The following is a 17870-nucleotide window of genomic DNA, read 5'->3' as shown; positions in this document are numbered from 1 at the left end:
CCGGATCTGTCACCCACATCAAAACCCGCGAGTTTAGACTCGAAGGTACAGAGGATGGAGCACCATGACCACCGAGACGATTCCGGTCTCCGACGCGGTCGCCGCCGAGGCACTGGACACCGTCGCGGAACTCTTGCGCGGCAAGCAGACCGCGGTGCTCACTGGCGCCGGGATGAGCACCGATTCCGGCATCCCCGACTACCGGGGCAAGGGTGCTCCGGTGCGCACCCCGATGAACTTCCAGACCTTCGTCGATGACGAGCGGGCGCGGAAACGTTATTGGGCGGGCAGCCATCTCGGCTGGCGTCGGTTCCGGGCGGCCGAACCGAACCTCGGCCACCGGTCGCTGGCGCGGCTGGAGCAGCACGGCGCCATCTCAGGGGTGATCACGCAGAACGTCGACGGCCTGCACACGAGGGCCGGATCCCGGCATGTCGTCGACCTGCACGGGTCGATGGACCTTGTCGTGTGCCTCGCCTGCGGCCAGGCATTCGGCCGGGACAGTGTCGCGGCCCGCCTCGAAGAAGACAATCCGTTACTCGGCACACCCGAGGCCCTGAGGGTGGCGCCCGACGGCGACGTCGAGGTCGCCGATGCGGAGGGATTTATCATCCCGGCCTGCACGGTGTGCGGTGGCATGCTCAAGCCCAACGTCGTCTTCTTCGGAGAGCTGGTGCCGACCGTCAAGTTCACCGAGGCCACCGCGCTGGTGGCCGGGGCGGAAGCCCTCGTGATTGCCGGGTCCTCCCTGGTGGTGAATTCGGGCATCCGCCTGCTCGAACAGGCCAGGCGTCGCAAGCTGCCGATCGTCGTCATCAACCGCGGGGTCACCAAGGGCGACGGCCGGGCGCTGATTAAACTGGAGGCCGGGACGTCGGAGACGCTCGCGGGCCTCGCGGCCCGACTTGTCGACTGATCCCCGGTCCATGCACGATGACGGAACGGCGGCAATGACCAGACTCTCGATAGTGCGCCACGGGCAGACCGAGTGGAACCTGCGCACCAGGATCCAGGGCAGCACGGATATCCCGCTCAACTCGACCGGACGAGCCCAGGCCGCGGAGACGGGCCTGCGGCTGCGAAGCCGACACTGGGACGCGATCGTGACGAGCCCTCTTGACCGGGCGCACGAGACCGCGCGGATCATCGCCGGTGAGCTCGAACTGGCGCAGCCGGAGGTGTTCGAGGCGCTCACCGAGCGACACCATGGCCAGATCGAGGGACTCACCTTCGCCGAGCGGCAGTCCCGTTTCCCCAACGGCGTGGCCGTGCCCGGACTGGAGACGCGCCAGGAGGTACTGGACCGGGTGCTGCCGGCCCTCGGCCGTGTCGCCGCGGCCAGGCCCGGCCAGTCCGTCCTTGTCGTCTGTCACGGCGGCGTGATCGGCACCTTGATCCGCAACAGTACGGGCGGCGAGCGACCCCGCCACGACGAGATCATCGCCAACGGGTCGGTGCACGATTTCGTCTGGCGTGACGGGGGGCTCGAACTCGAGTACTTCGATGCGACCGTGCGCACCTTCGCCGAGAACACGCACTACACCGGCTGAGCGCCGAAGGACACCGGCCGAGCGCCGAAGGACACCGGCCGAGCGCCACAGGACACCGGCCGAGCGCCGAAGGACACCGGCCGAGCGCCACAGGACACCGGCCGAGCGCCGAAGGACACCGGCCGAGCGCCACAGGACACCGGCCGAGCGCCACAGAGACCGGCCGGGTCAGTGCGGCGCTGCCGTGGCGGTGATCAGGTCCAGGAGCTTCCGGGCCGAAGCCGCCCAGGTGAACCGGGCCGCCAGGGTGACGGAGAGCCGTGAACGTTCGGCCCACTCCCCCGGCTGGTCGAGCCGGGTGATCGCCGCGGCAAGGGCCTCCGGGCTGGACGGGTCGAAGTAGAGTGCCGCGTCCCCCCCGATCTCGCGGAAGATCGGTATGTCGCTGACGACGATGGGGATCCCCTGGCTCATCGCCTCGACCAGGGGAATTCCGAAGCCCTCGTCCAGGGAGGCGGTGACCAGCGCCGTCGCACCGCGGAGCACCGCGGCGTACTCGTCATCGCTGGCGCCGTCGTGGAAGACCAGCCTCGCCTGAGGGGCGAGCTTGACCAACCGTGCACGCTCGGACTCGCCGACCCTGCTCATCAGGTGCAGTTCGTGGCCCGGCAGCCCGGCAACGGCCCGAACGAGCGTGTCGACGTTCTTGTACGGCATGAACGAGCCCATGTAGACGAGCCGTCCCGTCTCGGGCGTCGTGCGCCGCACGGGAGCCGCGCTGAGAGCGCCGGCCGCGTTGGGGACCACGGTGACGGGCCGGTGGGTGAGGTGGTGGTCCCGGATCAGGTCGCCGGTGGTCGCCGAGACCGTGACGATCGCGTCGGCACGGTTCAGGAGCATCCGCTGCGGCCACCAGGCCAGGTGATAGAGGCGCCAAAGCAGGCGGACCGCGGCGGGGAAATCGCGCGGCGGGGTGCGGTTGCGGTAGTAGATCAGATCGTGCACGGTGAGGATCAGCCGGTACCGACGGCCCCAGGACCCCATGGTCTGCATGGGGCTGAAGACGACGTCGGGATGCAGCCGGTTGACCTGGCGGGCGACGAGCGGTTCACGGATGCCGGTGGGGCCGCTCACGAGCTGCCAGGGCAGGGCAGGCAGGAGAGGGAGCTGCCGGTGGTCGCTGATCAGCATGATCACGGGGTGCAGCTTGCCCAGTTCGGTGACCAGACCCGCGGTGTACCGGCTGATGCCGTCGTGTCGGTCGTACCGGGTATAACGGCAATCGAACACGATCTTCATTCCGGCGACTCCCGGGCGAGGAAACGGCGGATCTCCTCCGCGGCCTGGGCGGGAACCTCATAGTGGATCAGGTGGCCGACATCGGGGATCACCCGAAGGCTCGCATCCGGGAACAGCGCCTGCAGCCGGTGCTGGGCCGCGACCGGGGTGATGTCGTCCTTATCGGCTGCGACGAGCAGTGTGGGTTGCGAGATGGCGGCGGCGAACTCACTCACGTCGGAGCCCACCGACGCGGTGAACGCTTCTAGCACGACCGCGCGGTCGGCGAACGCGGAGAAGTACCGATCGTGCTGATTGTGGATCCAACGACGCAGGTCCCGGTCGCCGGTCTTGACCATCGTGATGCTCATCACCCGCACGATCACGCGGTTGCGGAGCAAGGCGAAACCGAGCCGCTCGGGCAGTTTCGCCGCCGCCCAGTAGTAGAACACGGCCAGGCGGGTCAGGATGCCGCGCGGCCCCGAGAGCGCAGGAGCGGCGATCGGGTTCACGAGCACGACCTCGTCGGCGGTGAGGCCGCCCGCGACCGCGGCGGCCACGATGATCGATCCGAACGAGTGCCCGAGGATGACCGTGCGCCCGGGGATCGCCAGGGCGTTGACGAGTTCGGACAGCCAGCGACCGTAACCGGCGATGTCGTGCCGGATCGGGGTAAGCGGGCCCGATTCCCCGAAGCCGGGAAGGTCCGGGGAGATGATCCGCAAGCCGGGGAGCTGGGCGACGACCGGCTCGAGGCCGTGATGGTCGCCCCGGAACCCGTGCACCATCAGGATCGTCGTGGTCGCTGCCTGGTCGCCATACTCCCAGTACCGGGTGTCGCTTCCGAGCACGGTCACGGTGTGCACGGTGACGGGAATCCCAGCGAGCAGTTCGTGATAAGGCGAAGGAACGTTCATTGGACCCAGTTTAGGGCTGACTTTCCAATCGGGCTGGACAGACCCGGTCCCGGTCCCGGCACCGACGTTCGGCCTGGGCGCCATTCGGGTGCCGGCCAGCGCCCACGAGTCAGTCCGAGCGTTCACCCGCGAATACAGGCGGTCCGGCACGAATTTCGGCGACCAGCCGGGGACGATGCTCCTCGGCAGGAGTGGCAGCCGAGCAGTGACGGTGGTCGCCCATAGGCTGTGTCCATGAGCAATTGGAGCGACACCCTGGCCGTATTCGACCTCGAGACGACCGGCATCGACGTGGAGACGAGCCGAATCGTCTCGGCGACCGTGGCCGTCATCGACCGGGCCGGGGAGGTACTCGAACGGGTGGACTGGCTGCTCGACCCCGGCATCGAGATTCCCGCCCAGGCCACGAATGTGCACGGCATCACGACCGAGTACGCGGCGGAGAACGGCCGCGGGGCCGCCGAAGGGGTTGCCGAGATCGTCGCGACCATCCGCGAGCACTTCGACCGTGGCCTTCCCTTGGTCGCCTACAACGCGCCCTACGACCTCACCCTGCTCAACCGGGAGTCGCTGCGTCACGGGGTCACTCCGCTCGTGGCGCCGTCGCCCGTGGTGGATCCGCTCGTGATCGACAAGGCCGTCGACCGGTACCGCAAGGGAAAGCGCACCCTGGAGGTCACCAGCGCCTTCTACGGCGTCTCCCTCGACGACGCGCACGATGCCGGTGCGGATGCGATCGCTGCCGGTCGGGTGGCGCAGGCAATCGCGCGCGCCCACGCGAGCAAGCTCCCGGTCACCGTGTCAGAGCTGCATGATCTGCAGGCAAAGTGGTCTCTCGAGCAGGCCGAGAGTTTTCAGGCCTACATGCGCCGGGAACGCGACCCGGAGTTCGTGGCATCCGGCGGCTGGCCGGAGCGCTGACCCGAACCTCACCGGGGTACAGTCCTCCCGGAGATACACAGAAGGCGGCCAGCCGAAGCTGGTCGCCTTCTGTGTTGCGTTGCGGCTTGCCGCCGCAAGGCTGGGGCCTGGTTACTTGCCGAAGCCCTTGTACCGCGAGTTGAACTTCTCGACCCGTCCGGCGGAGTCCATGATGCGCTGCTTGCCGGTGTAGAACGGGTGTGACTCGGAGGAAATTTCCACGTCGATGACCGGGTAGGTGGCGCCGTCTTCCCAGTCGATGGTCTTCGAGCTGGAGACCGTCGAACGGGTAAGGAACGTCGCACCCGACGCGAGGTCGCGGAAAACCACGGGAGCGTACGTGGGGTGAATGTCAGACTTCATGAAGACTTCCTTATTGCTGTTCGATTGGTGAGGTGCGCTTCGATTGGCGAGAACAGTCTCGCCAGATGCGGCAGAAAAACTATGCGGTCGTAGGACCGACTGTCAAGTTTAGCAGAACCCGACCGCTGCGACGGCCATTTCGTCGGGGGGTCGGGTTGGTCAGGCCGCCCGCGCGGTGAAGCGCCCGTCGGACTCTTGCAATTCGATCACAAGCCCGAAGGCCTCGGTGAGCGCCTCCGCGGTGAGCGCCTCGGCGAGGGGACCGGCACTGACCACGTGGCCGTCGGACAGGAGCAGCACGTGCGTGAAACCGACGGGGATCTCCTCGACATGGTGGGTGACCATGATGATGGCCGGTGACTTCGGTTCGCTCGCGAAGCCGCCGAGCAGGCGAAGTAGTTCTTCCCGGGCGCCGAGGTCGAGGCTGGCGGCCGGTTCGTCCAGGAGGAGAACCTCAGGGTCGGTCATGATCGAGCGTGCGATCTGCACGCGCTTCTGCTCGCCGTCGCTGAGCGTGCCGAATTTGCGGTCGGCGAGGTGGTCGAGGCGCCATTCGGCAAGAACACGCTGGGCGCGGCGCTCGTCGATCGTCTCGTACTCCTCGTTCCAGCGACCCGTCACCGAGTACGCGGCCGTCATGACGACATCGAGGACCTTCTCGTTGGCGGGAACCTTGCGGGCCATCGCGGTCGACGCGAAGCCGATCCGCGGACGAAGCTCGAACAGGTCGGTGCCGCCGATCGGCTCTTCGAGAACCTCGGCGCGACCGCTCGACGGGTGGATCAGGGCGGCAGCGATCTGCAGCAGCGTCGTCTTGCCCGCGCCGTTCGGGCCGAGGATCACCCAGCGCTGATTGTCTTCGACACTCCAATTCACTGAGTCGAGGATGGTTGTGCCAGCCCGGACGACGGAGACGTCGGTGAAGTGAAGAACGTTGACCATACAGCCATGTTATCTGCCGTCGCCGGGCGCCGGACACGCCACTGTCGGTCGCTAGAGCAGCGAGGCGTAGATCTCCCGGGTGCGGGTGGCGATCCGGCTCCAGCTGAACATTTCCTCAGCGCGGACCCGACCGGCGCGGCCCATCCGGGCTGCGAGTTCGGGATCGGACAGCACCTCGGCCAGGGTTCCGGCCAGGTCCGCGACGAACCGCTCAGGGTCGATCGGGGTGCCCGTGCCGTCAGTGGCCTGGTCGATCGGAACCAGCCGGCCGGTGACGCCGTCGGCGACGACCTCGGGGATTCCGCCGGTGGCGGTGCCGACAACGGGCAGCCCGCAGGCCATTGCCTCGAGATTGACGATTCCGAGCGGTTCGTACACCGACGGGCAGACGAAGACCGTCCCAGCGGTGAGGACGGCCGCGAGCTCGTGCTGCGGGAGCAACCGGTCGATCCAGACGACGCCGGTGCGCTCGCGCTGTAGCGCCCTCACCCCCGCGGTGACCTCGGCGAGGATCCCCGGTGTGTCGGGCGCCCCGGCGCAGAGAACCAACTGCACGTCGGCCGGCAGGGCCGCGGCCGCCCGCAACAGGTAGGGCAGGCCCTTCTGCCGGGTGATCCGGCCCACAAAGACCACGGCCGGCCGATCCGGGTCGATGCCGAGGTGACGCACGATGTCATGGTCGACGGTGGGTTTCCACCGTTCGAGATCGATGCCGTTGTAAACCGTCTGCACCCGGGCCTCGTTCAGCGCCGGATAGCTGCGGAGGATGTCGCGACGCATGCCGTCGCTGACGGCGATCACGGCATCCGCGGCCTCAAACGCGGTGCGTTCGATCCAACTCGACACCCGGTAGCCGCCGCCCAACTGTTCGGCCTTCCACGGCCGGAGAGGTTCGAGGCTGTGTGCCGTGACGACGTGCGGCACGCCGTGGAGAAGCTTGGCAAAGTGACCGGCCCCGTTCGCGTACCAGGTGTGGGAGTGCACGATATCGGCACCCTCGACGTCCTGGGCCATCTGCAGGTCTACGCCCAGGGTGGCCAGGGTCGCATTCGCGTCGGCGAGCTGAGCGGGGACGCCATAGGCGAACGTCTCGGCGGCGTCACGAGGTGCGCCGAAACAGCGAACGACCACCTCGATGTCCGTGCGCAGGGCACGAACCAGCTCGGCAACGTGAACACCGGCTCCGCCATAAATCTCCGGGGGGTACTCCTTGGTCAACAGATCCACTCGCATGCAGTAAAGCTAGCGCAGCCCGACCTTGGACACACCCATGCGTGCTGGTCCGGTGCCCCGGATGGTCCTACTGTAAGGGTATGGAGTCGAAGAAGATCTTTGGAATCGTGCTTGCCGGCGGCGAGGGAAAACGGCTGATGCCGTTGACCGAGGACCGTGCGAAGCCGGCAGTGCCGTTCGGCGGCCACTACCGGTTGATTGACTTCGCGCTGTCCAATCTCATCAACTCTGGGCTCACTCAGATCGTTGTGCTCACCCAGTACAAATCGCACAGCCTGGACCGTCACGTCTCGCAGACCTGGCATGTCTCCGGCGGTCTGTTCAACTCTTATATCGCCTCGGTGCCGGCTCAGCAGCGGCTCGGCAAGCGCTGGTTCAGTGGCTCGGCCGACGCCATCCTGCAGAGCCTGAACCTGATCCACGACGAGAAGCCGGACATCGTCGTCGTCGTCGGCGCCGACCACGTGTACCGCATGGACTTCAGCCAGATGATCGCCGCCCACATCGCCTCAGGGGCGGCGGCGACCGTTGCCGCCATTCGGCAGCCGATCGCGCTGGCCGACCAGTTCGGTGTCATCGAGGTCGACGCGGCCACGCCGGACCATATCCGCGACTTCCGTGAGAAGCCCAGGGATGCCGTCGGCCTGGCTGACGCCCCGCACGAGGTTTTCGCCTCGATGGGCAACTACGTCTTCAACGCCGACGCGCTGATCGAGGCAGTCCTCCGCGACGGAGAACGCACCGATTCCAGCCACGACATGGGCGGCGATATCATTCCGGACTTCGTGTCCCGCGGCGAGGCCGGCGTCTACGACCTGCAGCGCAACGTGGTGCCCGGCTCGACCGACCGCGACCGGGATTACTGGCGCGATGTGGGAACGATGGACTCGTTCTTCGAGGCTCACCAGGACCTGATCAGCGCCCTCCCCGTCTTCAACCTCTACAACCAGAAGTGGCCGATCTTCAGCCAGCAGCTGAACTCGCCGCCGGCGAAGTTCGTGCGCGACGCCCAGGGCGCCCTCGGCACCATGATCGACTCGATCGTCTCCCTCGGCTGTGTCATCTCCGGGGCGCATATCGAACGCAGCGTGCTCGGACCGTGGGCCGCGATCGACTCCGGCGCCAAGGTTGTGGACTCGATCATCTTCGACCGGGTGCAGATCAAGCCGGGTGCGGTCGTGCACCGGGCGATCCTCGACAAGGACGTCATCGTCGGTGCCGGGGCTGAGATCGGCGTCGACCGCGACCGCGACCTGGCCCGGGGCTTCAGCGTCACCGATTCCGGCATCACAGTGGTCGGCAAGGGCGTGCACGTCCACCCGTGACCGTTCCCGCTAGATTCCTCGTTGTCCTTGATGCCGATTCCACCCTCATCGAAAACGAGGTGATCGAGTTGCTGGCGGATGCCGCCGGTTCTCTGACGCTCGTCGCGGAGGTCACCGAGCAGGCCATGCGTGGGGAGATCGACTTCGCCGAGAGCCTCCGGGCGCGGGTGAAGACCCTCGCCGGGTTGTCAACCGGGGTCTTTACGGAGGTCGGCCGGTTGATCCGGCCGACGCCGGGGGTGCACGACCTGATCGCGGGCCTGCACGCGCACGGCTGCAGCGTTGGCGTGGTGTCGGGCGGCTTCCATGAGGTCCTCGACCCGCTCGCGGTCGCGTTCGGACTCGACCACTGGCGGGCCAACCGGCTTGAAGCCGTCGACGGCCGGCTGACCGGCGGCCTGGTAGGTCCGATCATCGACGCCAGGGCCAAGGCCGCCGCACTCACCGAATGGGCCGCGGCGGAATCGCTGCCGCTTCGGCAGACCGTCGCCGTCGGGGACGGCGCGAACGACCTGCTGATGATGCACGCGGCGGGCCTGGGCATCGCCTTCAACGCCAGACCCGTGGTGCGTGCCCAGGCTGACCTGTCGATTGACGTCTGCGATCTCAGCCAGGTGCTGCCCGTGCTGGGCCTGCGCGGTTAGTGCCCCATGCCCAATCCGCCGTCGACGGGGATGACCGCTCCGGAGATGTAGGCGGCGTCTTCGCCGGCCAGCCAGGTGACTACCCGGGCGACCTCGCCGGGGGTGGCGAACCGGCCGGCCGGGATGCTCTTCCTGTAGTCGGCCTGCTGGGCCTCCGACAGTTGCGCGGTCATGTCGGTCTCGATGAAACCGGGCGCGACGACATTCGCGGTGATCCCCCTGGCCCCGAGCTCCCGGGTGACCGACCTGGCGAGCCCGATCAGGCCGCTCTTGGAAGCGGAGTAGTTGACCTGACCGGCTGAACCGTACAGGCCGACCACACTGGAGATCAGGACGATCCGGCCGAAGCGAGCCTTGAGCATTCCCTTCGACGCTCTTTTCACCACCCGGAATGCACCGCTGAGGTTGGTGTCGATCACCGATGTGAAGTCGTCCTCGGTCATCCGCATCAGCAGGGTGTCGCGAGTGATGCCCGCGTTGGCGATGACGACCTCGATCGGGCCGAGCGCGGCCTCGATCTCGATGAACGCGGCGTCGATCGACGCCGCGTCCGTCACGTCCGCGCGCACGGTCAGGCTGCCCTCAGGTCCCTGGCCGGAGCGGGCGGTCACCGCCACCCGGTGGCCCTGCCTGACGAATTCCTCGGCGATGGAAAACCCGATTCCGCGGTTTCCTCCGGTCACGAGAACGGTCCTGGCAATCGTCATGGGGTGGTCCTATCTTTTCCCAGCGAACGAACAGCCGCGCGCACGTAGATTTCAGTTTAGGACGTACTCGTCGTCGGACGGCGAGACGTAGACTTACTAGGCGAATATTCAGCCGGCTGACCGGAGCGATGGCATTCATGAAACAGCAGTCGATCACGTCTTTACCTCCGTCACCGGAGGCCGCGCGACGCGCCAGGATGATCAAGTACTCGGTGGCCATGGGCATCCGCATGGTCTGCATCGTGCTTTTGCTGTTCGTCCACGACTGGTGGCTGCTGGTCTGCGCCGCCGGGGCGATCGTCCTTCCCTACTTCGCCGTCGTCGTGGCGAACGTGCACGGTGGCGCCCCCGCCGGCACCGTGCTTAGGCCCGGCGCGATCGAGGTCTACCGCAAGCCGGACGACAAAGACCAGAAATGATCGGTCTCGGCACCGATCTCGACTCGGCAACCTGCTCCCGGGCCGGTTGCCGGTTGGATGCGCTCTGGCGAGTGGACTGGCGCAATCCGCGCATCCATACGGGTGAACGGTTCAAGACCTGGCTCGCCTGCGACCTCCACGTCGACTACCTCAGGGATTTCCTGGCGGCGCGCGACTTCCCACTCACGGTTTCCGCCCTGTCTGCCGAAAAGGACCAGGCGTGATCGGCTGGAAATTCGCGTTCACCCGGCGCTGGGCCGGCTACCTCGCGGTGACCGTCCTGTTCGCGGTGGTCTGCGCGGGACTCGGAACCTGGCAACTCGCCCGCCGCGCTGAGGCCCTCGCCGAGATCGTCAAGGTGGATGCCAACTTCGACTCCGAGCCGATCCCGCTGACCGAGGCCCTGCCCGAACGGCACTCCTTCGTCGAGTCCCAGAAATGGCTCCCTGTCGTCATGACCGGAACGTACCTGAAGGCCAACCAACTGATCGTGCGGAACCGTCCACTCAACATCCACCCCGGCTTCGAAGTGCTCACGCCGCTTCGCCTCGACGACGGCACGGTCTTCATCGTCGATCGCGGCTGGCTGCCCACCGGTGAGACCCCGGACGCACCGGCGTCGGTCCCGGAGGCACCCGACGGTGAGGTTTCTGTCGTCGCCCGGCTGAAGGCCGGCGAACCATCCCTGGCCGGTCGCTCGGCGCTCGGGAATCAGATCGCCACGATCAACCTCACCGAGGCGCAGGGCAGGCTCGACCTCCCGACGTACACCGGCGCGTACGGCCTGATGAAGTCGGAGGACCCATCGCCGGGCGAACGCCCGGTGGCGGTCACCCGGCCGGTACGGGACGAGGGCCCGCATCTGTCCTACGCCTTCCAATGGTTCGTCTTCGCACTGCTCGCGTTCGTCGGACTCGGCTGGTCGATTCGGCAGGAATTCCGGTCGGTCAACGCCGACGACCCGCAGGAGCGCGCCAGGGCCACCGAGCGGGCCAGGCGGCAGGCAGCGAAACCGCGCAGCGACGCTGAGGTCGAGGACGAACTGATCGACTCCCCGCGCTGAGCCCGGAACACGGAGCCCGGAACACTGAGCCCTGAACACTGAGCCCGGAAGGTTGAGCCCGAAACGCGTCGACGGTGGTTCAGGCCAGGGTGATCAGGTCGAGGTAGTCCTTGTTCCAGTGGTCCTCTGTACCGTCGGGCATGATCAACACCCGCTCGGGGTTGAGGGCTTCGACGGCGCCCTCGTCGTGGCTGACGAGCACCACGGCGCCACTGTAGTGGGCGAGGGCGTCGAGAATCTCCTCGCGGCTGGCGGGATCCAGGTTGTTGGTCGGTTCGTCGAGGAGCAGAACGTTTGCACCCGACACGACAATCATGGCCAGGGCGAGCCTGGTCTTCTCGCCACCGGAGAGCACCCCGGCCGGCTTGTGCGAATCGTCGCCGGTGAACAGGAACGAGCCGAGCACCCGCCGCGCCTCCATCTCGGTGATGTTGGGCGAGGAGGACACCATGTTCTCGAGCACACTGCGCTTGACGTCGATCGTCTCGTGTTCCTGCGCGTAGTACCCGATCCGCAGGCCATGGCCGGGTTCGATCCGTCCGGTGTCCGGCTTGTCCACGCCCGCGAGCATCCGCAGCAAGGTGGTCTTGCCGGCGCCGTTGAGGCCGAGGATGACGACCTTGGAGCCGCGGTCGATGGCGAGGTCGACGGCGGCGAAGATCTCCAGGGACCCGTAGCTCTTGGACAGGTCGGTCGCCATCAGAGGGGTACGGCCGCACGGGGCAGGCTCGGGGAACCGCAGCTTGGCGACGCGGTCGACTGCGCGCACGGCGTCCAGTCCGGAGAGCAGCTTCTCCGCGCGGGCCACCATCTGGTGGGCGGCGGCGGCCTTGCTCGCCTTGGCGCCGAACTTGGCGGCCTGCAGCTGCAGCGTGGAGGCCTTCTTCTCGGCGTTGGCGCGTTCCTTCTTGCGGCGGTCGGCATCCGCTACCCGCTGGCGCTGGTAGTTCTTCCAGTTCATGTTGTAGATGTCGATGACCATGCGGTTGGCATCGAGGTAGAAGACCCGGTTGACGGTGTCGCCGACCAATTCGATGTCGTGGCTGATGATGATGCAGCCACCGCGGTAGCTCTTGACGAATTCGCGCAGCCAGACCACGGAGTCGGCGTCGAGGTGGTTGGTCGGTTCGTCGAGGATCATCGTCTCGGCGGCTGAGAAGAGGATGCGCGCCAACTCGATTCGGCGCCGCTGCCCACCGGAGAGGGTCTTCAGCTGCTGGTCCAGGATGCGGTCGGGAAGATTGAGGTTGCTGGCGATCGAGGCGGCTTCCGCCTCGGCCGCGTACCCGCCGAGGGCGTTGAACTGGTCGGTCAGCGAGCCATAGGTGCGCATCGCCTTCGCTGAGACCTTGGGGTCGGTGCTGCCCATGTCGAGTCCGGCCTGGTACAGCCCCAAGGAGATTGTGCCGAGGCCGCGAGCGTCGAGGATCCGGGTGCGGGCAAGCATCTCCGGGTCGCCGGAGCGGGGGTCCTGGGGCAGGTAGCCGATCTCGCCGCTGCGGTCGATCTGGCCCTTCGTCGGCATGGTCTCCCCCGCCAGCGTCTTGGTCAGGGTGGTCTTGCCCGCGCCGTTGCGACCGACCAAGCCGATCTTGTCACCGGCTGAGACCCGGAAACTGACGTCTTCCATGAGTACGCGCGCCCCAACTCGGATCTCGAGATTTTGCACACTGAGCACAGCAATAGTCCGTTCACGGGGGTTGTGGGAGTCTCCGGCCCAACCGGGCCAACTATCAAGTATATTTGCTCGCTCGTGTCCGCGCGCGCAGGGAGCTAAGTCAGTGATCCGCTGAGCGTCTTGAGCACCCACTCCCGGTAGGCCGGGACAGACCAGCCCAGGTCGATGACCAACGACCGGTAGACCTGCGGATGACCGATCGCCCAGATCGCGGCGGCCGCCTCATGATCGCTCAGGCCCGAGCGAAGTCCGCGCAAAGTCCGCAGGGCGGATGCGGCCTCACCGTAGTTGTGCAGACGCTGCGCCGCCCGACGCAGTTCGAGCTTCGCCACCTCCGGGTCGACGCCCGCGGCCTGGGTGATCACCCGGTGCACGCCCGCGGTGCGGGCGTTGGCCTCGACGAACCAGTCGGCGAGGATGCCGACCACCTCGGCCGCCGACCCGGCTGCCGACACCCGGTTCCGCATGACGATCGGCACAAGCGCCGGCGCATCGGGGCCGGCAGCGGAGCGATCGAGGACAGCCGAGAGCACGTCGGCCTTGCCGCCGATGGAGTTGTAGATGGTCTGCACGGCGACGCCGGCGTTCTCCGCGATGGCGGCGATCGAGGTGGGGATATAGCCGCGTTCAAGCATGAGGCGCGCGGCAGCCTCAACGATCACCTCTCGCGTGGCCTCGCTCTGCTTTGTGCGCCGCGTCGCCGGTGTTTCAGGGCTGGATCTCATCTAATTAGCATAGCTTTCCAGTCAATGTAAGCGTACTCCAATCACTTAATCGGACCGAATGTCGAGAAGGATCGGAGACTCAGGTGGCCAGGACGGAAGTATCAACGAATGTATGCATCATCGGTGCGGGCCAGGCCGGCCTGGCAATGGCCCGCGAGCTCGCCACGCGGTCACGCGATTTCCTCGTGCTCGAGCGGGCGGAGCGGGTGGGCCAGTCGTGGCGGGAGCGCTGGGATTCCCTCCGGCTGTCCACTCCGTCCGAACACGATGGCCTGCCGGGACTGCCCTTCCCCGATGCTCGAGGAAGCTTTCCCACCAAAGACGAAATGGCCGCCTATCTGGTCGTCGCTGCGGCGGACGTCGCCGAACGACTTCGGCTCGGCTGCAACGTCCGGGCCATTGAACGCCATGGTGAGACCTGGCGCGTCGAAACCGAGACCGGGACCGTCACCGCCCGGTGTGTCGTGGTTGCGACGGGTGCGCACGACCGTCCGAACGTGCCCGACCTTGCCGGTCGGCTCGCGCCGGAGATCCGCCAACTGCACTCTTCGGAGTACCGGAACCCGTCGTCGGCGAAGGACGGCACCGTCATCGTGGTCGGGGCGGGTGCCTCGGGCACGCAGATTCCGATCGAGCTGGCCGCTACCGTCCCGTCTTCCTCGCGGGGCGACCGACCCCCGAGATTCCCGCGGTGTTGCTGAGGCATGCCGGATGGTTGTACTGGCGTTTCGTGAACACCGTGCTGACCAGAAGCACGCCGATCGGGCGCCGTGTCGCCGCGGGGTTCCACGACCGGGGTGCCCCCCTGATCGGCGTCGGCTCGAAGCAGGTGAACGCGGCCGGAGTGCGGCGGCTCCCCAGGCTCTCCTCGGTACGTAACGGCCGTCCGGTCACGCCCGAGGCCCCGGCGGCTGGTCAGAGTGTCGCCACGGTCATCTGGGCGACGGGCTACAGCCCCGATTTCGGGTGGGTACCCGATCTCCCGTGTGACAGCGCGGGGTGGCCGGTTCACGAGCGAGGCGTCGTGACGGCCATACCCGGACTTTATCTCCTCGGCCTGCCGTTTCAATACGCCCTCACCAGTGGTCTGATCGGCGGGATCGGCCGCGATGCGCGCTACCTCGCCGACCGGACGACACAGCGGATGCCCACGCGAGTGTGACCGCGCGGGCATCCGCTGGTGGAACGTGATGGCGTCGGTCGGTTCGTGGCCGGCCGGTGCCAGAGAGTCGGCTAGATCGAGAAGCCGAGGGCGCGCATCATGTCGCGCCCGTCGTCGGTGATCTTCTCCGGACCCCACGGCGGCATCCAGACCCAGTTGATGCGGAACTGGTCGACGACGCCGTCCAAGGCCTCCGCAGTCTGCTCCTCGAGCACATCGGTCAGCGGGCAGCCCGCGGACGTCAGGGTCATGTGGATGATCAGGGCGTCGTTCTCGTCGTCCCAGCCCAGGTCGTAGATCAGGCCGAGGTCGACGACATTGATGCCCAGTTCGGGATCCATGACATCTTTGAGCGCTTCTTCGATTTCGTCGAATCTTGCCGGTGTCAGCGATGAAACCATGCTTTTAGCCTACGTTCGATTCGGTCAGAAAGCGATCGTAGCCCTCGTCTTCGAGCCGGTCGGCGAGCTCGGGGCCACCCTGTTCGGCGATCCGTCCGTCGACGAAGACGTGCACGAAGTCCGGCGTGATGTAGCGCAGGATGCGGGTGTAGTGGGTGATCAGGAGCAGACCCAGGCCGGTGTTCTCCTTGGCCCGGTTGACGCCCTCCGACACGATCTTGAGCGCGTCGACGTCGAGGCCGGAGTCGGTCTCGTCGAGCACGGCGAACCGGGGCCTCAGCAGTTCGAGCTGGAGGATCTCGTTGCGCTTCTTCTCTCCGCCCGAGAAGCCCTCGTTCACGTTGCGCTCGGCGAAGCTCTTGTCCATCCGGAGCTGCTTCATGGAGTCGCGCACCTCCTTGATCCAGGTGCGGATGGGCGGCGCGACTCCATCGATCGCGGTCTTGGCGGTGCGGAGGAAGTTCGTCACGGTCACGCCGGGGATCTCGACCGGGTACTGCATGGCCAGGAACAGCCCGGCGCGGGCGCGCTGGTCCACGGTCATCGTGGTGACCTCTTCGCCATCGAGCAGGATCGAACCGCTGTCGACGGTGTACTTGGGGTGGCCCGCGATCGTATAGGCGAGGGTGGACTTGCCGGAGCCGTTGGGGCCCATGATGGCGTGGATCTCGCCCTCGTTGATGGTCAGGTTCACCCCGTGCAGGATCTGCTTGGTGCCCTGGTCGGTCTCGACACTGACGTGCAGGTCTTTGATCTCAAGAACGGACATAGATTCGCTATCTCTTTCATTTTCCGGCGCTGGCGCCGGGACGTTGGGTGGCTGTGCGGCCAGTGGGTCGGATGTCGACCAGATCGGATGTCAGCCAGATCGGATGTCAGCCAGATCGGATGTCAGCCAGATCAGACCGGCACGATGACGGAAGGGTCGATGTAGACGTCACCGTCGATCAACGCGACCTTGAAGACGGGTACCGGCTCGTATGCCGGGAGGTTCAGGGGTTTGCCTGTCTTCAGGGAGAACTTTGAACCGTGGGCCCAGCATTCGACGGTGTCGTCTTCGACGAACCCCTCGGACAGAGAGATGTCCCCGTGGGTGCAGGTGTCGCCGATGGCGAACACGTCGCCGGCTGCGTCGCGGACAACCACGATGGGCACCCCGTCGATTTCGACCTTGACGGCCTCATTCGGTTCGAGCTCGTCGAACGCGCAGATTTTTGTGGACGCCATGGTTACTTTTCCTCTGTTCCGCGGAGTTCCGCTTCGATCGCTGCCTGGAGCCGGTCCTCGAGTGGTTTGGACCCGATGTGCTGCACGATTTCGCTGAGGAAGCCGCGCACGACGAGCCGGCGGGCCTCCTCTTCGGTGATGCCTCGGGACTGCAGATAGAAGAGTTGCTCGTCGTCGAAGCGGCCGGTCGCGCTGGCATGGCCGGCACCCTTGATGTCGCCGGTCTCGATCTCCAAGTTCGGGATCGAGTCGGCGCGGGTTCCTTCGGTGAGCACGAGGTTCCGGTTCTGCTCGTAGCTGTCGGTGCCGGCCGCCTTCCGGCCGATCAGTACGTCGCCGATCCAGACCGTGCGTGCGCCCTTGCCCTGCAACGCGCCCTTATAGGTCACCCGGCTGCGGCTGTTCGGCGCGTCGTGGTTGACATAGACCTGCTGTTCGAGGTGCTGCCCGGCATCGGCGAAGTAGAGGCCGAGGAGTTCCGTGTCAGAACCCGGTCCGGCCAGGCGCACGGACGGGTTGACGCGCACGATGCTGCCGCCGAGCGAAACCACGATGTGCTTGAGGCGCGCGTCGCGTCCGACCGACGCGAAGTGGTTCGCGAGGTGCACTGCGCCGTCGTTCCATTCCTGGAGGGTCACCACGGTGAGGTTCGCGGATTCGCCGAGGACAATCTCGACGTTCTCGGTGAGGCGCGCATCCCCGATGTTCTCGAGGATGACCACGGCCCGGCTGAACGGCTTCGCTTCGATGATCGTGTGGGCTCCGCGCGGTGCGGAGCCGAGGTCGGCACGGGTGACCGTGATCTCCTTCGCCTCCTCGCCGCTCACGGTGATCGCGAGTGCCTGGTCGAAACTGGTCCAGGCGTTTGCTGCGGCGCGTTCCTCCGGGGCTCCGGCGGAGCCGATCCGGGAGTCGTCCCGGTCGACCCAGCCGACGGTGATGTCAGCGGTCGGGGCGGATTCCACCTGGTAGGTGGAGCCGTCGAGTACGCCGGCCGTGAGGTCCGTGAACTTGGCAACCGGGGAGAATTTCCAGACTGCTTCGCGCCCGGTCACCGGCGCGAAGTCCGTGACGTTGACGCTCTTGAATCGGTCGGATCGGGTCTGCACCGGTACGAAACCGAACCGCCCGTCCGAGTGTTCCTTGATTCCGTGCTGGTCTTCGGTGGGCATTGCTTCGGTTGTAGGCACCGTGGGGGTCACTGCCGATTCTTGAGTGGGTGGGACGTGTGTAGGTGTGGGGGCGACGGACATTTAGCCGACGGATCCTTCCATGCCCATTTCAATGAGCTTGTTGAGTTCGAGGGCATACTCCATGGGGAGTTCCCGGGCGATCGGTTCGATGAAGCCGCGCACGATCATGGCCATCGCCTCGT

22 protein-coding genes are annotated in these 17870 nt (G+C 66.5%); 10 read left to right on the top strand and 12 right to left on the bottom strand.

Features of this window, described 5'->3' with window-relative positions:
• The first annotated feature begins 64 nt into the window (after positions 1-64).
• Together E3O19_RS00905 and E3O19_RS00900 are read left to right on the top strand one after the other, a co-directional pair.
• Positions 65-916 carry a Sir2 family NAD-dependent protein deacetylase gene (locus E3O19_RS00905; RefSeq protein ID WP_134564754.1) on the top strand — a complete coding sequence of 284 codons (852 nt, stop codon included), beginning with the start codon at positions 65-67 and terminating at the stop codon, positions 914-916.
• Positions 917-950: 34 nt separating this feature from the next.
• The gene (locus E3O19_RS00900) at positions 951-1550 is read left to right on the top strand and encodes a histidine phosphatase family protein (protein ID WP_134564753.1); all 600 of its coding nucleotides are present in this window, start codon (positions 951-953) and stop codon (positions 1548-1550) included.
• Between the two features lie 168 nt (positions 1551-1718).
• Here E3O19_RS00900 and E3O19_RS00895 read toward each other — a convergent pair whose 3' ends face one another.
• The gene (locus E3O19_RS00895; protein WP_134564752.1) at positions 1719-2789 is read right to left on the bottom strand and encodes a glycosyltransferase family 4 protein; all 1071 of its coding nucleotides are present in this window, start codon (positions 2787-2789) and stop codon (positions 1719-1721) included.
• Positions 2786-3685, bottom strand: a complete 900-nt coding sequence (locus tag E3O19_RS00890; RefSeq protein WP_134564751.1) for an alpha/beta fold hydrolase — start codon at positions 3683-3685, stop codon at positions 2786-2788. The genes E3O19_RS00895 and E3O19_RS00890 overlap by 4 nt, the downstream gene beginning before the upstream one ends.
• A gap of 234 nt (positions 3686-3919) precedes the next feature.
• Here E3O19_RS00890 and E3O19_RS00885 point away from each other — a divergent pair, with 234 nt between their 5' ends.
• On the top strand, positions 3920-4606 hold the full coding sequence (locus E3O19_RS00885; RefSeq protein ID WP_134564750.1) for a 3'-5' exonuclease: 687 nt from the start codon (positions 3920-3922) through the stop codon (positions 4604-4606).
• Between the two features lie 111 nt (positions 4607-4717).
• Here the strand turns inward: E3O19_RS00885 and E3O19_RS00880 are convergent, their stop codons facing one another.
• From E3O19_RS00880 to glgA, 3 genes are all read right to left on the bottom strand, one after another.
• A complete protein-coding gene (locus tag E3O19_RS00880; protein WP_134506572.1) occupies positions 4718-4969 on the bottom strand; it encodes a type B 50S ribosomal protein L31 in 252 nt (83 codons plus the stop codon).
• A 159-nt stretch (positions 4970-5128) separates the two neighbouring features.
• Positions 5129-5911 (bottom strand): ABC transporter ATP-binding protein, encoded by a 783-nt coding sequence (locus E3O19_RS00875; protein WP_134564749.1) that lies wholly within the window; start codon positions 5909-5911, stop codon positions 5129-5131.
• A gap of 51 nt (positions 5912-5962) precedes the next feature.
• A complete protein-coding gene (gene glgA, locus E3O19_RS00870; RefSeq protein WP_134564748.1) occupies positions 5963-7144 on the bottom strand; it encodes a glycogen synthase in 1182 nt (393 codons plus the stop codon).
• Between the two features lie 80 nt (positions 7145-7224).
• Between glgA and glgC the strand changes: the two genes are divergently transcribed.
• Together glgC and serB are read left to right on the top strand one after the other, a co-directional pair.
• Entirely contained in the window at positions 7225-8469 is a 1245-nt protein-coding gene (gene glgC / locus E3O19_RS00865) for a glucose-1-phosphate adenylyltransferase (RefSeq protein ID WP_134564747.1), read from the top strand.
• Complete coding sequence (gene serB / locus E3O19_RS00860) at positions 8466-9113, top strand: phosphoserine phosphatase SerB (RefSeq protein WP_134564746.1); 648 nt, start codon at positions 8466-8468, stop codon at positions 9111-9113. Before glgC ends, serB begins: the two co-directional genes overlap by 4 nt.
• Here the strand turns inward: serB and fabG are convergent.
• The gene (gene fabG / locus E3O19_RS00855; protein ID WP_134564745.1) at positions 9110-9820 is read right to left on the bottom strand and encodes a 3-oxoacyl-ACP reductase FabG; all 711 of its coding nucleotides are present in this window, start codon (positions 9818-9820) and stop codon (positions 9110-9112) included. The genes serB and fabG overlap by 4 nt on opposite strands.
• A gap of 128 nt (positions 9821-9948) precedes the next feature.
• On the opposite strand from fabG, the gene E3O19_RS00850 reads away from it, so the two are divergent.
• Genes E3O19_RS00850 through E3O19_RS00840 form a run of 3 tightly spaced genes read left to right on the top strand, consistent with a single transcriptional unit; the run spans position 9949 to position 11302 of the window.
• A complete protein-coding gene (locus E3O19_RS00850; protein WP_241981115.1) occupies positions 9949-10239 on the top strand; it encodes a DUF3099 domain-containing protein in 291 nt (96 codons plus the stop codon).
• Positions 10236-10463, top strand: coding sequence for a hypothetical protein (locus tag E3O19_RS00845; RefSeq protein WP_134564744.1), 228 nt, complete (start codon positions 10236-10238; stop codon positions 10461-10463). The genes E3O19_RS00850 and E3O19_RS00845 overlap by 4 nt, the downstream gene beginning before the upstream one ends.
• Positions 10460-11302 carry an SURF1 family cytochrome oxidase biogenesis protein gene (locus E3O19_RS00840; RefSeq protein ID WP_134564743.1) on the top strand — a complete coding sequence of 281 codons (843 nt, stop codon included), beginning with the start codon at positions 10460-10462 and terminating at the stop codon, positions 11300-11302. The genes E3O19_RS00845 and E3O19_RS00840 overlap by 4 nt, the downstream gene beginning before the upstream one ends.
• A gap of 79 nt (positions 11303-11381) precedes the next feature.
• Here E3O19_RS00840 and E3O19_RS00835 read toward each other — a convergent pair whose 3' ends face one another.
• Positions 11382-12980 (bottom strand): ABC-F family ATP-binding cassette domain-containing protein, encoded by a 1599-nt coding sequence (locus tag E3O19_RS00835; RefSeq protein WP_134564742.1) that lies wholly within the window; start codon positions 12978-12980, stop codon positions 11382-11384.
• Between the two features lie 95 nt (positions 12981-13075).
• The gene (locus E3O19_RS00830) at positions 13076-13705 is read right to left on the bottom strand and encodes a TetR/AcrR family transcriptional regulator (protein ID WP_134564741.1); all 630 of its coding nucleotides are present in this window, start codon (positions 13703-13705) and stop codon (positions 13076-13078) included.
• Positions 13706-13788: 83 nt separating this feature from the next.
• Between E3O19_RS00830 and E3O19_RS00825 the strand changes: the two genes are divergently transcribed.
• On the top strand, positions 13789-14406 hold the full coding sequence (locus E3O19_RS00825; protein ID WP_134564740.1) for a flavin-containing monooxygenase: 618 nt from the start codon (positions 13789-13791) through the stop codon (positions 14404-14406).
• 29 nt (positions 14407-14435) lie between these two features.
• The gene (locus E3O19_RS00820; protein WP_134564739.1) at positions 14436-14867 is read left to right on the top strand and encodes a hypothetical protein; all 432 of its coding nucleotides are present in this window, start codon (positions 14436-14438) and stop codon (positions 14865-14867) included.
• 71 nt (positions 14868-14938) lie between these two features.
• On the opposite strand, the gene E3O19_RS00815 is transcribed toward E3O19_RS00820, so the two are convergent.
• The 4 genes from E3O19_RS00815 to sufD form a co-directional block, all read right to left on the bottom strand.
• Complete coding sequence (locus E3O19_RS00815; RefSeq protein WP_134506592.1) at positions 14939-15268, bottom strand: metal-sulfur cluster assembly factor; 330 nt, start codon at positions 15266-15268, stop codon at positions 14939-14941.
• A gap of 4 nt (positions 15269-15272) precedes the next feature.
• Positions 15273-16037, bottom strand: coding sequence for a Fe-S cluster assembly ATPase SufC (gene sufC / locus E3O19_RS00810; RefSeq protein WP_134564738.1), 765 nt, complete (start codon positions 16035-16037; stop codon positions 15273-15275).
• Positions 16038-16168: 131 nt separating this feature from the next.
• Positions 16169-16495: a non-heme iron oxygenase ferredoxin subunit gene (locus E3O19_RS00805; RefSeq protein ID WP_134564737.1), complete on the bottom strand. Its 327-nt coding sequence runs from the start codon at positions 16493-16495 to the stop codon at positions 16169-16171.
• A gap of 2 nt (positions 16496-16497) precedes the next feature.
• Positions 16498-17667, bottom strand: a complete 1170-nt coding sequence (gene sufD / locus E3O19_RS00800; protein ID WP_134564736.1) for a Fe-S cluster assembly protein SufD — start codon at positions 17665-17667, stop codon at positions 16498-16500.
• Positions 17668-17870: the final 203 nt, after the last annotated feature.

The organism is Cryobacterium algoritolerans (genome assembly GCF_004402785.1).
GTDB classification, from domain to species: Bacteria; Actinomycetota; Actinomycetes; order Actinomycetales; family Microbacteriaceae; genus Cryobacterium; species Cryobacterium algoritolerans.
This window is presented reverse-complemented; position numbering and strand designations above follow the sequence as displayed.

Bases quoted from the DNA above. Each gene is read 5' to 3' on its own strand.
- E3O19_RS00905 (WP_134564754.1), top strand. From the start codon at position 65: ATGACCACCGAGACGATTCCGGTCTCCGACGCGGTCGCCGCCGAGGCA.
- E3O19_RS00900 (WP_134564753.1), top strand. From the start codon at position 951: ATGACCAGACTCTCGATAGTGCGCCACGGGCAGACCGAGTGGAACCTG.
- E3O19_RS00895 (WP_134564752.1), bottom strand. From the start codon at position 2,789: ATGAAGATCGTGTTCGATTGCCGTTATACCCGGTACGACCGACACGAC.
- E3O19_RS00890 (WP_134564751.1), bottom strand. From the start codon at position 3,685: ATGAACGTTCCTTCGCCTTATCACGAACTGCTCGCTGGGATTCCCGTC.
- E3O19_RS00885 (WP_134564750.1), top strand. From the start codon at position 3,920: ATGAGCAATTGGAGCGACACCCTGGCCGTATTCGACCTCGAGACGACC.
- E3O19_RS00880 (WP_134506572.1), bottom strand. From the start codon at position 4,969: ATGAAGTCTGACATTCACCCCACGTACGCTCCCGTGGTTTTCCGCGAC.
- E3O19_RS00875 (WP_134564749.1), bottom strand. From the start codon at position 5,911: ATGGTCAACGTTCTTCACTTCACCGACGTCTCCGTCGTCCGGGCTGGC.
- glgA (WP_134564748.1), bottom strand. From the start codon at position 7,144: ATGCGAGTGGATCTGTTGACCAAGGAGTACCCCCCGGAGATTTATGGC.
- glgC (WP_134564747.1), top strand. From the start codon at position 7,225: ATGGAGTCGAAGAAGATCTTTGGAATCGTGCTTGCCGGCGGCGAGGGA.
- fabG (WP_134564745.1), bottom strand. From the start codon at position 9,820: ATGACGATTGCCAGGACCGTTCTCGTGACCGGAGGAAACCGCGGAATC.
- E3O19_RS00850 (WP_241981115.1), top strand. From the start codon at position 9,949: ATGGCATTCATGAAACAGCAGTCGATCACGTCTTTACCTCCGTCACCG.
- E3O19_RS00845 (WP_134564744.1), top strand. From the start codon at position 10,236: ATGATCGGTCTCGGCACCGATCTCGACTCGGCAACCTGCTCCCGGGCC.
- E3O19_RS00830 (WP_134564741.1), bottom strand. From the start codon at position 13,705: ATGAGATCCAGCCCTGAAACACCGGCGACGCGGCGCACAAAGCAGAGC.
- E3O19_RS00815 (WP_134506592.1), bottom strand. From the start codon at position 15,268: ATGGTTTCATCGCTGACACCGGCAAGATTCGACGAAATCGAAGAAGCG.
- sufC (WP_134564738.1), bottom strand. From the start codon at position 16,037: ATGTCCGTTCTTGAGATCAAAGACCTGCACGTCAGTGTCGAGACCGAC.
- E3O19_RS00805 (WP_134564737.1), bottom strand. From the start codon at position 16,495: ATGGCGTCCACAAAAATCTGCGCGTTCGACGAGCTCGAACCGAATGAG.
- sufD (WP_134564736.1), bottom strand. From the start codon at position 17,667: ATGCCCACCGAAGACCAGCACGGAATCAAGGAACACTCGGACGGGCGG.